Origin of the sequence: Lewinella sp. 4G2 (assembly GCF_001625015.1) — a bacterium.
Lineage (GTDB): Bacteria > Bacteroidota > Bacteroidia > Chitinophagales > Saprospiraceae > Neolewinella.
Genome location: NZ_LVWJ02000014.1, coordinates 4,011,966 through 4,026,994 on the forward strand (window position 1 = coordinate 4,011,966; position 15,029 = coordinate 4,026,994).

At 54.2% G+C, this 15,029-nt stretch carries 8 protein-coding genes; 2 read left to right on the forward strand and 6 right to left on the reverse strand.

What is annotated here, in order from left to right; translation table 11 throughout:
* Positions 1-127: 127 nt before the first annotated feature.
* Positions 128-922, reverse strand: a complete 795-nt coding sequence (locus tag A3850_RS16455; RefSeq protein ID WP_068218992.1) for a DUF6438 domain-containing protein — start codon at positions 920-922, stop codon at positions 128-130.
* A gap of 194 nt (positions 923-1,116) precedes the next feature.
* Positions 1,117-3,006: a membrane protein insertase YidC gene (gene yidC / locus A3850_RS16460; protein WP_231915341.1), complete on the reverse strand. Its 1,890-nt coding sequence runs from the start codon at positions 3,004-3,006 to the stop codon at positions 1,117-1,119.
* A 102-nt stretch (positions 3,007-3,108) separates the two neighbouring features.
* Here yidC and A3850_RS16465 point away from each other — a divergent pair, with 102 nt between their 5' ends.
* Positions 3,109-3,561, forward strand: a complete 453-nt coding sequence (locus A3850_RS16465; protein ID WP_157501322.1) for a DUF3293 domain-containing protein — start codon at positions 3,109-3,111, stop codon at positions 3,559-3,561.
* On the opposite strand, the gene A3850_RS16470 is transcribed toward A3850_RS16465, so the two are convergent.
* From A3850_RS16470 to dnaK, 3 genes are all read right to left on the reverse strand, one after another.
* A complete protein-coding gene (locus tag A3850_RS16470) occupies positions 3,554-4,282 on the reverse strand; it encodes a lamin tail domain-containing protein (RefSeq protein ID WP_068219001.1) in 729 nt (242 codons plus the stop codon). The genes A3850_RS16465 and A3850_RS16470 overlap by 8 nt on opposite strands.
* Positions 4,283-4,338: 56 nt before the next feature.
* Positions 4,339-5,304, reverse strand: a complete 966-nt coding sequence (locus tag A3850_RS16475; RefSeq protein WP_068219004.1) for a hypothetical protein — start codon at positions 5,302-5,304, stop codon at positions 4,339-4,341.
* 301 nt (positions 5,305-5,605) lie between these two features.
* Positions 5,606-7,519, reverse strand: a complete 1,914-nt coding sequence (gene dnaK, locus A3850_RS16480) for a molecular chaperone DnaK (protein ID WP_068219007.1) — start codon at positions 7,517-7,519, stop codon at positions 5,606-5,608.
* 336 nt (positions 7,520-7,855) lie between these two features.
* Between dnaK and A3850_RS16485 the strand changes: the two genes are divergently transcribed.
* Entirely contained in the window at positions 7,856-12,991 is a 5,136-nt protein-coding gene (locus A3850_RS16485; protein ID WP_068219009.1) for a hypothetical protein, read from the forward strand.
* 54 nt (positions 12,992-13,045) lie between these two features.
* Here A3850_RS16485 and A3850_RS16490 read toward each other — a convergent pair whose 3' ends face one another.
* Positions 13,046-14,986 carry a glycosyltransferase family 2 protein gene (locus A3850_RS16490; protein WP_068219011.1) on the reverse strand — a complete coding sequence of 647 codons (1,941 nt, stop codon included), beginning with the start codon at positions 14,984-14,986 and terminating at the stop codon, positions 13,046-13,048.
* Positions 14,987-15,029 lie beyond the last annotated feature (43 nt).

Below are 15,029 nucleotides of genomic sequence, written 5' to 3' on the forward strand. Positions count from 1 at the left end.
TATTACTATTTCTGGCCGGCGAAGGTAAGCCAAAATGAAGCCGTCTTGGTTGGGCGAATGTCAACAAAACCAGGACGCCCGCACTACTGGTATCAGCAATGCGGGCGCCCCGATAAAGTAGCAGGTATTACTTCTCCCAGCGCTCTTCGTCGAGCATGATCTGGACTTCTTCCATCAAGTCCTTGAACTGGATGGGTTCGCCGTACCAAACGGTGATTTCCCGCTCCTTGCCCTTGTCATCAAAGTAGGTCAAAACGGTAGTGGTGGCATCCGCAGGGCCGTCGTCTGCATTTGGGTAGAACTCTTGGGGTTGCATGGCCATAAGTTCTTCAAAGCCTTCCACCAGGCGGGCAAATTTGAATCCCATCGGTTCCGTGTAGAAAGTGCCGCGCAGTTTAGTATTCTCGCGGCCATCGAGCCGGAGGATGCCATTTTCAAAGACGTCGAGGCGATACTCTTCGCACTTACCCCGGCAGGGTGTCTTCGTGATACTGAATATCAGTTGGTCATCGTCGATCATTTTAGCCAAGTCTTTTGAGCGCAACATCTTTTGCTGTTGCTCAATGATTGCCCGGCGCTGGGCTTCCCGATCAGGGGTGGCGTTAGTCTGGGGTGCAGCCTCGCGACGTGGTTGTCTGTCACTGGCCATGATCTCTCGTAGCTGGTCCGCTGCGTCCACTGGTTCCGGGATCGAATGAGCGGGAGCACCAATGATGGAATCACGTTCCATCTTCACCCGCTCCGCTTGGGCCGGGGGCGCATCAAAACGGGGCGGCGTGGTTGCCGGAGGGGTTGGATCCACGGATGGACGCACCGCGGCGGGTCTGGCGGCATTATTATTGTTCACCACCTTATTATTTTGGCGGCTACAGGAACTGACCAACACTAAGGCACCAAATAAACCAAAAAGAAAAAATCGCATGCTTGATGTAGTTAATTCTATTGGGTAAGACGTTCGTCCACAGGGAGAAGTTACTTCGTCAGCGTACAAGGAAATCCTAAAGTTTGCGCTTGCCCGGCCCAATGGCTTGGCACCTGCGGCAGCGCCTTTTTGAGACGTTAGATTTTAGAAGATAGATTTTAGACATGCACCAATCTAAAATCTAACGTCCTTAATTACTTCTTCTTCTTTTTCGCTTCCGCCTCTGCGGCTTGACGCTGCTGCTCTTTCAAGGCTTCCTGCAGACGTGCGCTGAAGCCCGACTTTTTCTTCGGCTTCTTCTTGTTGGCGTTCATCTTTTTCTTCAGCTTATCGTGGTCGATGAGGAAATTCTTCGTGATGATGGTCTGGGCGATGTTGAACGTATTGGAGAAGAATAGGTAAGCCGTAAGGCCCGCCGCGAAGCTGTTGAAGAAACCGAGGAAGAGCAACGGCATCACGTACTGAAAGTACTTCATCATGGGCTGGGCGGAGTAATCCATGTGCTTACTGTTGTAGTAGGCGTAGATGACCGTGGTAACCGCCCAGAGTACGGCAAATAGGCTGATGTGGCCCTGCATGAAGGGGATCCATTCCGGGATCTTCGTGAGTACGTCGTACGTACTCAAGTCATTTGCCCACAGGAAATTCTCCTGGCGGAACTCAATGCTGGCGGGGAAGAAGCGATAAAGGGCAAACCAGATTGGCATCTGTAAGACCATCGGGAGACAGCCTCCTAACGGGCTCGCGCCGTACTCCTGGTACATCTTCATTTGCTCCATCTGCTGGGCCTGAGCGTCGTCCTTGTGCTTGGCCTTCATCTTTTCCAGCTCCGGCTTTAGCAGCTGCATCTTTACGTTGGAAACCAGCATCTTATAGGTAAGCGGGTAAACCAGTAGTTTAACCAGTATGGTCAGTACGAGGATTGCGATACCCATATTGCCGATGAAGCTGCTCAGGAACTGGAAGAGCGGCCGAATCACCCAGCGGTTGATGGCACCGAAAATGGACTGACCAAAGGAAATCACATCGCTTAGATCGTGGCCGATAGCGCGCAGACGGTCAAATTCATTCGGTCCGACGTACAGCTGCATGCCGATGATATCGGAATTTGGGTTGGTAACGGGTAACTGGACGCGGGCCGAGACCTTCTTGAGGTTCTCCGCCACATCCACGTCGTCGTAAGTCTCCGTTTCCAGCACGGCGCCCTTGGCAAAACCATCGTTTGCGATGAGGGCGGAGGTGAAGAATTGCTGGGAGCCGGCGATCCACTTCAGGCGCTGCTCTTCGACTTCTTCGGTGTCGCTGCTCGTACAGGAGCAGTAATCCGTGCCATCGTCAATCGGCTTGAAGTACATCGTAGAGTAGTTCGCTTCGTACTGGCTGTTCTTCTCGATCTTATCGAAGTAGTTGTCCCACTGTAGCGTCAGTGCCCCACCCTGGGTGTTCAGCGCCTGGCCGAGGCCTTCCATTCGTACGTCGTAATCCAGTAGGTAAGTGCCGTCCTTAATGGTGTAACGTTGTTCAAAGTAGCCCCCTGTACTGGTGCGGGCGCGCATGGAAATGGTGTTGCCGCTCACTTCAGGGGTGAAATAGAGCGCGGAGGTCTTGATGCCTTCTCCCGCCACGCCGACGGCCGGCAGGGTGTACTCAAAGCGGTTGCGCTCATCTTCCAGCAGGTAGAGGGGAAGCTTGGATTCGTTGCCTTCCTCATCCTCAATGATCTTCGCGTACTCCTTCAATTCCACCTGCTTGATGTGGCCCCCCTTCGTGGCGAGCGTAACGATCATCAGGTCATTCTCCAGGGTGACGGTCTCGTCCGTACCCACGGCGCTGCTGGCGAACTGGCCAAAAGTGGCGCCGAACTGGGCCTGGCGGGTGCTGTCGTCGATGCTGCTGACCTCGTCGGCGGTGAAGGCCGGCGCTACTTCCTCGGGGGCGATCAACGCCGCTTCGTTGAGGGCGGCGATGCTATCCTGGTAGCGTTGCTGGGCGTCAATCTCTTCCTGGCTGGGAGCAACGACGAAGTTCCAAACGGCGAAAATGCCGAGAATCAAAACCAAGCCGATGATGGTACTGCGGTCCATCTCCATAAGCGTACTTCTTTAACCGTTATCTTGGGCGCACCGGCGGCAAATTACTCGCCGGGCGTGGCCCATTCGGGCCGCAAAGGTACGGAAAGCCAAACTATGCATCTTCCCGGCGTCGCCCCTGCGTTCCACCCCGCATTGCACCGCGAGTATTGTGCCAGCGTCTACGTCTGCCACAATTTCCGGCTGCGTTCCGGTTCCCCCAACGCGTCGTTTACGGATTGGATCGCCGCGCGCGGCTATTCGTCCTATGCCTTTCTGACGGCCTACAATCCCTATTCCAACCGCCAACTATCCCGCGCGGACAATTTGGCGCTGGCGCAGGTGCTAAGAAATAGGATCAAGGACCTAGCCATCGACGCCGTACCCGCCGCCGCCGTGGACGTGACCGGCACCTGGCCAGAGGAAGTAGGCCTAATGCTATTAGGGGTGGACCTGGGTACCGCCCTCCAGCTCGGACGGGAGTTTCAACAGAATGCCATCCTCTACGGAAAGACTGGAAACGCAGCTGCCGTGCTCTGGTGCGAATGCCGGCTCCCCTCCCCTATCTGACCTGGATCAGCTTGGCCGTACGGCCGACGCGCAGCACGTAGTTACCCGCCGGAAAACCGGAGACGTCGATACGTAAGTCACGGCGCAACTCGCCCTCGAACAGGATGTGGCCAGTCATGTCATACAACTTAACGGGCAGGTCTAGCTGACGCTCAGCTTGTAAGAAAAGCGTTTCCGTTGCCGGATTCGGGTAGGCCCGCAGGCCCAATTCTTCGAGGGTGGTGACGGAGGTCGAGGAGTTGTCCGCGTTGAAGGTAGGTGCCTGCATGCGGAATTCACCCGTACCGTTGGGGACGCGGGCGAAAGCGACGTCAGTTTCCTGCTGGCCAAATTCCACGTTATCTACCACATTACCGTTTGGGTCACCGAGGGCGAGGGTCTCCCCACCTGCCGAAAGTTTAAAACTGGCGTGGAGTGGCCCTTGATCTTCATCGCCATCTTCGTCCGCCCAGACGATGAGGTAGCCGTTGGCTTCGATAGTAGTCCCATCCGGGAATTGCCATTTGGCGATATTCTCCGGGTTGTCGGACAGGGTGTAGCCCGTTAAGTCGATGGCGGCGCTGGTATTATTGTAAAGCTCAATCCAATCGTCGAACTCACCCGCCTCATCGGCGGCGGAGGCATCGTTGGAGGCTACGAATTCGTTGATGGCAACGGCTGGCTGCGCGCTCAGAGCTGAGCAGAGACCAACGGTAGCTAAGGCGGATAAAAGTCTTTTCATGGTGCTGGTTTTGGGAGTAGGGTAAAGTCAGGATTAACAGGAGTTAGGGTATGAAATCAAAAGCAATCGAAGCTCTCTTCCGAGTTGATACTAGCGTCAAACTTGCCGGAGGAGTCGATCTGATTGCCAAAGGTACAGCGATCCAGAAAACCGGGGCCGTCGAAATCTTCGTCATCCGTAGAAAATTCCGGGCAGGAGAAGACACAAAGTTGGTTGCGTAGTCGGGCGTTAGTGCCGTCCGTAGCTGTTACCCATATATCAACCAAAGCGGAGAAAGACTCTCCTCCGGTAAAATTCGATGCCGAAAATCCATTTTCCTCGGTCATGGTAGTCAATCCGTCTGCGCTAAACAGGAGAAAGCTATCCTGGCTAGCGTAGATTCGGATGGAGTCGATACCAGCAATGTTCTCGTCAGTAATTACCCGAAAGACGTCATTGCGGGCATCATCGTTGGGACTAAAGGCGGTAGGTACGTACACGTACCCGTTTCCGATAGTCGTATCAATGGGCTCCTGGATACAGCAATCCACCACGGGCCCAACGAATGGGAAGGGTTCTTCTACTGAAGTGGCGATAAAGGCAATGGAAGCTACGCCCATGATCGCATAGGTCAACACTGGCCGGAGACTACGGGCGACTCGCTTAAATTGAAAGTAAGCTGGCCGCTGCATCACCCAGGCAGCAAGAGGAAGAATTGTGAATGCATATAAGTCAGTGTAATCCACTACCCTACCGTAGTTGAGCGGCGTCCAGGCGTTGAACAGCTCAATTGCCGGTGTGGAAAATGAGGACTTCCACCAGGCAAAGAAGATGACGGTGAAGGCAATAAGGGAAGAAGTCCGCCACCCCGTCAGGTATTTAAGGAAGAGAGGTAGAATCAAAACGCCCGCAAAATCGGATAGCTTGCCAGTGATCGAGTTGCCAAAGGCCTCCTTTAGCAGGTGGTCATTAATGACGAGGAGCAATAGCCCCCCAAGGAAGACTACGTTTAAAAGGTAGGTAGCACGTTCGGTTTTCAGCATTGGGTCAGATGGTTTAGGGATAGGACGCGCAACGATAGCGAACCGTTAGTATTAACGTAGAATTTGTATAAATAAAGTTTTGCGGGATCCTCAATTACGCAGTTTTACTTGTCTTGAAAAGAAGAAGTAAGGTGTCCGGCGTTCTTCCTGTCGCAAGAGGAGCAATCCTTAAAGCGCAGCATTAGACTTGGCGCTTGATACGATAACGCAAAGCAGCCACCAATTGCCGCCCCCCCCAAAAAAAGAAAGCGGCTTACCTCCGAGTGGAGATAAGCCGCAAATTCTTGAAGACCGGACAGGATTACTTGCCCTCGACTTCTTCGTATTCGACGTCCTGAACGTCGTCAGCACCGGCTGAGTCGGTACCTGCACCAGCGCCGGCATCGGCACCCGCCTGGGCACCACCGTCGGCCTGCTGGGCCTGGTAGATATCCTGGCTGGCGGCGTTCCACGCTGCCGTCAGTGCTTCGGTAGCGGTAGAGATGCGGTCCAGGTCTTCTGACTTGTGGGCATCCTTCAGATCACTGAGGGAGGAATCAATCGTGGCCTTCTTCTCGGCGGGAATCTTCTCACCGAATTCGGTCAATTGCTTCTCCGTTTGGAAGATGAGTTGGTCAGCACCGTTGATCTTCTCTACACGATCCTTCGCTTTGGCATCTTCCTCGGCGTTGGCTTCGGCTTCGGCCTTCATGCGCTGGATGTCAGCGTCGCTCAGACCGGTACCGGCCTCGATCTTGATGGACTGCTCCTTACCCGTGCCCTTATCCTTGGCGGCTACTTCAAGCATACCGTCAGCGTTCAGGTTGAAGGTCACCTCAATCTGAGGTACGCCACGGGGTGCCGGCGGGATGTCACTCAGTACAAAGCGACCGATCGGCCGGTTGTCCTTGGACATGGAGCGCTCGCCCTGAAGGACATGGATCTCAACGCTTGGCTGGTTGTCCGTAGCGGTAGAGTACACTTTCGACTTCTTGGAAGGAATCGTAGTGTTGGCTTCGATGACCTTGTCGAACATGCCACCCATTACCTCGATACCGAGGGAAAGCGGGGTTACGTCCAGCAGGAGAACATCCTTTACGTCTCCGGAAAGTACACCACCCTGGATGGCGGCACCTACGGCAACTACTTCGTCGGGGTTGACACCTTTATTAGGCTTCTTGCCAAAGAACTTCTCAACGGCCTCCTGGATGGCGGGAATACGGGTGGAACCACCAACGAGGATTACTTCGTCGATCTCGTCCTTGTCGAGGCCAGCGTCTTTGAGTGCTTCCTGACAGGGCTTTAGGGTACGCTGTACTAGTTCGTCGGCAAGTTGCTCGAACTTGGCGCGGCTGATCTTCACGACGAGGTGCTTAGGCACACCGTCTACTGCCGTGATGTAAGGCAGGTTCACTTCCGTTTCTGTGGAGGAACTCAATTCGATCTTGGCTTTCTCGGCGGCTTCCTTGAGGCGCTGGAGGGCCATGGGATCTTTCGTGAGGTCAATGTTTTCCTGGCTCTTGAATTCGCCGGCGAGGAAATCGATCAACACGCGGTCGAAGTCATCACCACCAAGGTGGGTATCACCGTTGGTGGACTTTACTTCGAAGACACCGTCACCCAAGTCAAGGATGGAGATATCAAACGTACCGCCACCGAGGTCGTACACCGCAATGGTCATATCCTGACTGCGCTTGTCCATACCGTAGGCCAGTGCGGCTGCGGTTGGCTCGTTGATGATGCGGCGGACTTTGAGGCCGGCAATCTCACCAGCTTCCTTAGTCGCCTGACGTTGGCTATCGTTGAAGTAGGCGGGTACGGTAATTACCGCTTCCGTCACTTCTGTACCGAGGAAATCTTCGGCGGTCTTCTTCATTTTCTGGAGGACCATCGCGCTGATCTCCTGGGGTGTGTAGAGGCGGCCGTCGATGTCTACGCGGGCTACGCCGTTGTCTCCTTTCTTTACGTCGTACGCAACGCGGCCAACGTCGTTCTTGGCTTCGTCGAAACGCATACCCATGAAGCGCTTGATGGAAGCTACCGTACGGGTGGGGTTAGTGATGGCCTGGCGCTTGGCGGGTTCACCGATCTTGCGTTCGCCACCGTCGAGAAAGGCAACGATGGAGGGGGTGGTGTTACGCCCCTCTTCATTATAGATGACCGTGGGTTCACTACCCTCCATTACGGCGACGCAGGAGTTGGTAGTACCGAGGTCGATTCCGATAATCTTGCTCATAGTTATTTATATTTTAGTTGTGTTGTTATCGTTTGTGCTCCTACTAAAGCAATCCACGTGCCAGGCTTGAGGTTCGCACCGGTGGTGTCTTTAGGTCAGTTTTCGCCCAAATTTGACTGTCATTCCGCTCAAGCGGTTTGGGGACATATTGACATTTTGTCAGCTACTAAACACTTTCCGTAGGGACAGGCCATTGCCACCCGAGCTTCCCATTCTGCATTGGCTACTAACTGATTATGAAGGAAGCCACTTCCCCATCTCTTGGCACCCGCGGCAGCGCCAACTTATAATATTCGATATTTGTCCTTGGTCTCATGTTTCTTTCAAAGCACACTGATGAACACCGCCTCCGTAAAATTTCTCCTGACGCTAAGCTTCATGCTTTATTGCTGCTTACTGAGTGACGTGCTTAATGGTCAGCGCGTTACCTCGATTACGGCGAATCGGGTAGTGGTCTGCGACACGGTCGGTGGTCGGTTTCAACTGAGTATTGACAATGGTGCTACCGCGGTGAACGACGCCAGTCTGCAGGTCCGGTTGGGATTGGACGTTGAGTATATACCCGGCAGCTTGGTGCAGATGGCCGGCCCAATGCTGGAATTTGACCCGGCGAGTGACGGCCGCGCTCCGATCTTCAATATCGTGGAGACCTGGGCGCCCGGTCAACAGATTTCATTCAGCATCGGTAAGCAAGGGGGATGTGCTGCGCGGGAGAGCAGAATTAATAATGAGTTGTTTATTGATACCATCCGCTTGCTGGATGGGGCTGCCATGGAGTTGCCGCTTAACGGGCAGGACACCGTACCGTTCAACGTTATCTACGCGGAACTGACCACGTCGGTACTGGCTACCGATCCACCAGTCATCACACAGCCGCAGGATACTGTGACCCGAAGGGTGCAAATCACTAACGGTAGTTTTGGATTCCTGCGAGAATTTACGTTCGGGGAAATTGACTCTACCGGGCAGAGCACGTACGCCAACTTCGTACTGGATCCGGATGGCGCCGCCGTGCCACTCGGAGATGGGATAGTGAACGGCCTTGAGACTACCGTTACTATTGACAGCGATGACATGGTACAGGTGGCCGGATTTACCGGAGGCTTATTCCGCTCCAACCGGCGCCTGACGCTGGAGTACGACGTGATCGTCTCCACCTGTTCGAATGCCGGCATTACCTCATTTCCCTATTCCCAGTACGACTGTTTCGGGGAAGTCTGCCAGGGGGACACCACCATTGCAAACATCGGTAATCTGCAAGCCCAACCCGACGTCAGTGTAGATGTCTCTCGTAACTACAGCTTCTGTTATGGGTACGATGAGGCGCCGGATACCACCTTCGTTACGCTAATCAACAGTGGCGACGGTCCCGCAACGGATTTATCCGTCCTGTACCGGGTTGCGCGTACGGAGACGAGTGCGCTCGACACGATGAACATCAATTATCGTATCGGGCAGGAGCCGCTGCGAGATATAGCTGCCGCAGAAGTGTTCGATACCCGCGGTAATGAGAACACGAATCTTTTCGGTTGTGAGGACCAAGAAGCTCAATTGGGCCTAGGCAACCTGGCCAACTTTGGTTTTCGGGTCAACTTCCCCGACACCCTGGCTGCTGGAGATACTTTGACGCTACGCATCTTTAGCTATAAGTGTTGCCCGGAGGACTGTATTCAGGATCCGTTTTACGGGTTTCTGCGTTTTGGCGGGGCTAACACTAACGAAACGGATTACCGGTATAATAACCTATGCCGGACGAGCCCCGTTATTGGCCGCCTGCCTGGGTACAGCAGCTTTTTCACCTTCGATAATAACGTGACGCTCCCCACTACCTTTTTTGTGGGTGACACCTTCCCCGCCCGTATTGACTTTCCACGCCTGGGCCTGACAGCCGATTTTCCTTTTGACGAAGACTCGGGCTACCTGGAGATCTTGGCCCGCACTTCGGACCGGACGGACCCTGCCAACGTAATGTTCTTTAACCAGAATGGCGATTTTATTCCGGCACTGAATGCGGTGACTTCTACGGATGATAGTATCATCTACCGTATTCCCCTGGAAATGGGAGAGACGTACGATGGATCCTTTTTAAGCTTTGACGTTAACATCGACTGTAGTGAGCCGGCAGTGAACGAAACCTTTTCGTACGAAATTCGCCTCGTCACGTCTACAGCATCGACTTGTGCTTCCAACTGTAGTTTCCTCGTAGCGTGTGAAAATTTTGGCGTGGCTACGAACTGCCCCGGGCCCTGTGAGGGAGCGGCTTACCGTAGTTATACGGTGCAACGGACTAATATTGGAGAGTTCGACATGGACGACAATGGCTGTCCCGATGATGATAACAACTGTGATAATGTGCCTGGCGATAGTTCCGGAGCGCCCCCTCCACCCGCTCCCAATATTGACAGCCTAGCCCTCGACCGGGTGATACGGGGTGATACGCTCGAGACACGCCTCACCTTCATTATTGGCGATACACTACCGAGACAAGGTTTCCCATTCCTGTACGTCCAGGATAGTCTGCAGCAGAACCTTTTTTCTTACCTCGAGGCTACGGCCACGGTCACCCGGGCGGCGGGGCCGGAAATCACGGTGGACAACGTCCCCAACCAAAGCAGCGGTGATTTGATTCGCTTCGATCTTAGCCCCAGCACCTTCCCGGGTTTTGTAGGCATTTACGAACGGGGTGACAGCCTGACGTTTATGGCTACCTACGTAGTCGGCGCTACTAATACAACGGTAGCCACGACCTACGAAATAGGAAATAATATCGCCGCGTCGCTGGTGGCGAAGCCAAATCCGGCCATCCCCTTTCAATACGATGTGGAAGATTTCTCCTGTGGCGAGGTTGCCGGAACGATTTTGGTGAACGACGCCATTTTTACCAACAACAGTAATGAGGATGATCTATTCAACTCATGCCGGGCCCAAGACATCGTCGGTTCCTTCAGTTTACGACTGAGCCCCAGCTCGCTAACTGGCGTGAATTACTTTCCTAACGAATATCGTAATCTGTTTACGGTAGAGACGGTTACCGCCAGCGTTCCTCCCGGTTACGAGTATTTTATTGCGAGGATTCGTACTCAGCGGACGGCAGGCTCGGGTATGTCGCGCAATTCCCGCTTGTTTCTCCCTACCCCGACGACCATCACGGAAAGAAATGGGTACCAGGTATACACATTTGATTTCACCCAGGGCCCTAACGCAGAATTCTTCGAGTCCTTTGCTTTCCCTTCAGATGACTCCTTCAACGTTCTGTTCGACTTCTTCGTCAACCCAACCTGTGAGGCGGGTGACCGACTTACCGGAGGCAGCGCTACTACGCGCCCCTCGCTGACGGGCACCACGTTTGATGGTATTCAGGTCACTCGTCTTTCCAATTATATAGTTGAATACAACCCTCCGGGCTACCAAGTATCAACTAATGAGGCCGTCCAAATTGGCCGCAGCAGATTAGTACGCTGGCCACTCACCGTCTCCAATCTTTCGCCCGTCACCCCAGCGGATAACGGATGGGTCTCCTTCAACGTCCCCTCCGGCCAAATTGGCAACGACAGCCTTAGCCTCAGTATCGTTGAAAATGGCGTCATCACCGGCACCGTGGAACCCGACGCGAATGGGATCTACCAGCTGGGAGACTTCGATGAGGGTGATGTGCGCCAGTACCTCGTGACGGCCACCTACGAAAGCTGCCGGCGTGATCGTTTGCAGGTGTTCAGCGGTTGGGACTGTTCGGGCTACCCCACATCAACGGCCGGGCTGACGGATCGGTGTATCGACACCCTGGTCCTCGGCATTCAGCCGGAACGTGCCAGTCTTTCGCTGGACATTACGGAACTAGCGGATACGCCTTCCGACCCGAGCGACGGCGGTAGTGCGCCATTTGGTACTGACTCCGTAACGATTTGTGAGCCCTTCCCAGTGGAGTTAAGTATCATTAGTGGTGCGCAAGGTTTCGCGCTTAACCCGCGGGTCATCATTACCAATGCGCTGGGAGGCGGCACACCAGGCTTGGAATACATCGTTGGCAGTGGCACCATTGAATATCCAGTGGGTACGCCACCGCGTCCCTTCCCTGCAGCTGCGGATGCGGCCTTGGCCGGTAGCCCACGACAGTGGGACCTTACTCTATCCGAGATTGACCCTGACAACTTTGGTATGGATACGGAAATGGCGTTGCCGGGCGTAACCCAGATCCCCTTGAACCAGGCCATCCTCAGGTTTGAATTGCAGGCGGGGTGTGACATCTCCAGCGGGGAAAGATTCACTGCTCGAGCGCAGGGTTCAGAAATTTGCGGGCAGCGCGTCCGGGGCTTCAACGAGCGCAACCTGGGCTTCCCCATTAATATTGAGGGCGTCGTCAATCCCTACGAAACTGACGTGTCGGTCACGGTGACCGATACCGTAGCGATCTGCACGAACGAGCCGCTATTGATTTCTACCCGCCTCATCCACATCGGGTCGGCGGTGAGTTCCAGTAACACGGACAGCGTTACCGTCATCGTGCCCAACTACCTGGATGCCACTACGGATTTTAGTGACATTGATTGCAGCACCACCTTCTGCCCCATTTTACCACCAGTCGTAGTGCGGCGAACTGACGGTTTGATTGAAGTGAAGTATGCCCTTCCCAGCGGGATGCAAAACAACGATAGCCTGAAGTTTGACCTGAACGTTTTCTTCCCCGACACCCTGGGGTGCGACTTTGAGGTCACCCAAGAGGTAGCCGTGCAGACTACCGTGGCTACCTCCGTTTTCTGTGATGACATCGGCCGCAACTGTGATAACTTTCAAACGATCACGGGTGGGACGGCTACTAATTTCTCCACCCAGAAGCCGGTCGTTTCGCTCGATGCTATCGAAATCAATTGTATCCGGGACGGCTCATTCATTTACACTGGAGAAATCCAGGTGGACAGCTTCCCTCTCTCCGCGCAGAACCGATTCATCGTAAGCCTATTTTGTCAGGACGCCAGCACGGGAGAACTTACGTTGGTGGATACCACCTCCGTTGGCGGCCCAGTGGCGGAAGGAGATTCGATCACGTTCACCGGAGCCTTCCCGCCGGGCTGTGACCCGGACGGTCAATACCGAGTACTGCTAGACGATGCGGACAATTGTATCTGCTCCGACGCGGAAGAGATCACAATGGCGGATAAGTGCCCCTTCCCCGTTGTCTCAGGTCCACAAAATGGATCAACCATTTGTGGTGGCCGCCCCATTCCGCTGGAAGTAACTATTCTGGGAGACCTCCCCGCAACCGGTAGTTGGACGACGACCGGGGCCGGCACGATTGAGGCACTGGATAGTCTAAGTACGGTCTATCGCCCCGTACCGAGCGATGGCAACCGGCTCCTTACCTTTGTGTTTGAGATTGATGATCCCGAGGGCCAGTGCCCCATTGAAGCAGACTCTACGACGGTTACACTGCTCAAGGTTGATTGTGGTTCCTTCCCGTGGGAGGGTAATGAGTAGATCCGTTCGTGCCCTACCTATTACCAATAAAACTTAGGTGTGTAAGGATTCGCTTTATTGTCCCTTACCAAAAAGCACGGCCAGGTCTCGACCCAGGGAGTAGTCCCTCGCGTAAAGCAGGTTGAGATGGTTAAGGGTTCGGTCGTTGGATTTGGGGTGCTTCCAGCCGGGATGAACCACTCCGGGGCGTAGTTTAGGAAGGCGGCGATCGGCTTCCGTTACCGTTGCGTACCCCACCCAGGTTTTTTGACCGGTCAGTACAGACCAAGCGTTACCAAGCGACCATTTGCCGCCTCCCGTAAACATGGCGTGGAAAGGCCAGGTAAGCAGTACAGTTAAAGACAGGGCCTTATCAAAAAGCCATTTTGCCCTCCGGTTGACCGGTTCTTCGATCACCCAGTGTACGTCAATTGTATACAGCGTGCCGGGGCTATTCTTTCCGCGGCTACCAATAATGGAGTTGCTCCCTGGAGGCAGGATCCGGTGCGCATAGGCAGGGCCAAGTTGAGACATCCACCGCTGGATACTTCCATTCGAGACATCGTGAGCGCAATAGATGAGTTCCTCTGCGCGGTACAGTCGTACGTAATCGACCAATTGGTCCGTGAAACCAATGGCTGCTTCCGTTTGCTTGTCCTCTTCTACTGGGTGAATTCTACCCAGAAAATTCCGCATTGCCCCGGCACGTTGCAATAGGTTGAGGGTGCGCTTTGCTTCGTCTTCGTTACCAACAATCAGCAGCCGGGGTTGGTGGTCATTACTGAAATTAACGGTGCCGCGTTCCCAGTACTGAAGAGCGGTCCGGACAATCAGCATCCAACCGGCTGCCCAGGCTGCACCTAGAAGTAAGAGGGCGCGGCTGGGTCGATAACCTTCGGGCAGCAAGCCGTAAATGGAAAATACCACCAGGGTACCAATCCCCAGACTTTTGAAAAGACGACTTAAGTCGGCCGGCCTTTCGTAGCCGCCACCCAGAAATACGCTGGCCGTCCAGAGCAAAGTATAGATTGGAAAATGAACGTAGTGCAGCGTATCCGGAAAATAGGTCGCATCTCCAAAATGATACTGGGCCCAGAGATATTTAATCACCCGCAGGCCACAGTATATCCCCACAGCGTCAATGAGCGGGAAACGAAGCGCTCGCCACACATTTCCGCCAATAGTCAGCAAGGCTCGCAGGTAGATGGCCACCTGCATCAGCTTTACGTAGAGTTGGGCACCAGAGCCAGCGAAATGCTTCTTAGCGAAGATGATCATCGCCTGGTAGAAGACCTTGACGTAGTTCAGGCTCCCCCGCTTCGTGCTTTCTCCTTTGTAATGGATTATACTCGTCTCCGGAAAATAGTAGTTGCGGTATCCAGCTAATTCAAACCGATAGCTCCAGTCAATATCCTCCCCGTACATGAAAAAGGCTTCGTCCAACAGCCCAACTTTGGGGAGCGCCGACGCTCTCACCCACATGAAAGCCCCCGCTAAAATGGGTACGGGGTGCGTCTCGTGCTCCTCCAAGTACTTGAGGTGGTAACCACCAAACTTGCGAGATTTGGGAAACAGACTCGCTAGCCCAAACGCTTTCGTGAATGCCACCCAGGGCGTTGGTAGCCCCCGTTTGCTCTCCGGCAAAAATTGTCCCGTCCCGTCGATCATTCGGACGCCCAGGGCACCGGCATCCGGGTGGGCCTCCATAAACGCAAAGCACTTCGTGAAGGTGTCCTCCTCCACTACGGTGTCCGGGTTAAGGACAAGCACATATTTACCCTTCGCTTGTCGGATGGCCTGGTTATTAGCCACCGCGAAACCGGGGTTATCCGTATTTGCAATGACTTTGACCCAGGGAAAGCGATCCCGGACCATGGCGACGGAGCCATCCACAGAAGCATTATCGACTACGAAAACCTCCCCATCAAGCCCGCGTAGTGCTCGTTCCACGCTGATCAGCGCTTGCTCCAGAAAATACTGGACGTTGTAGTTGACGATGACTACGGAGAGATCCATACGGCGAAGGTAAGTAGTCTACCGCCCGGCACTCGTGGCGCCA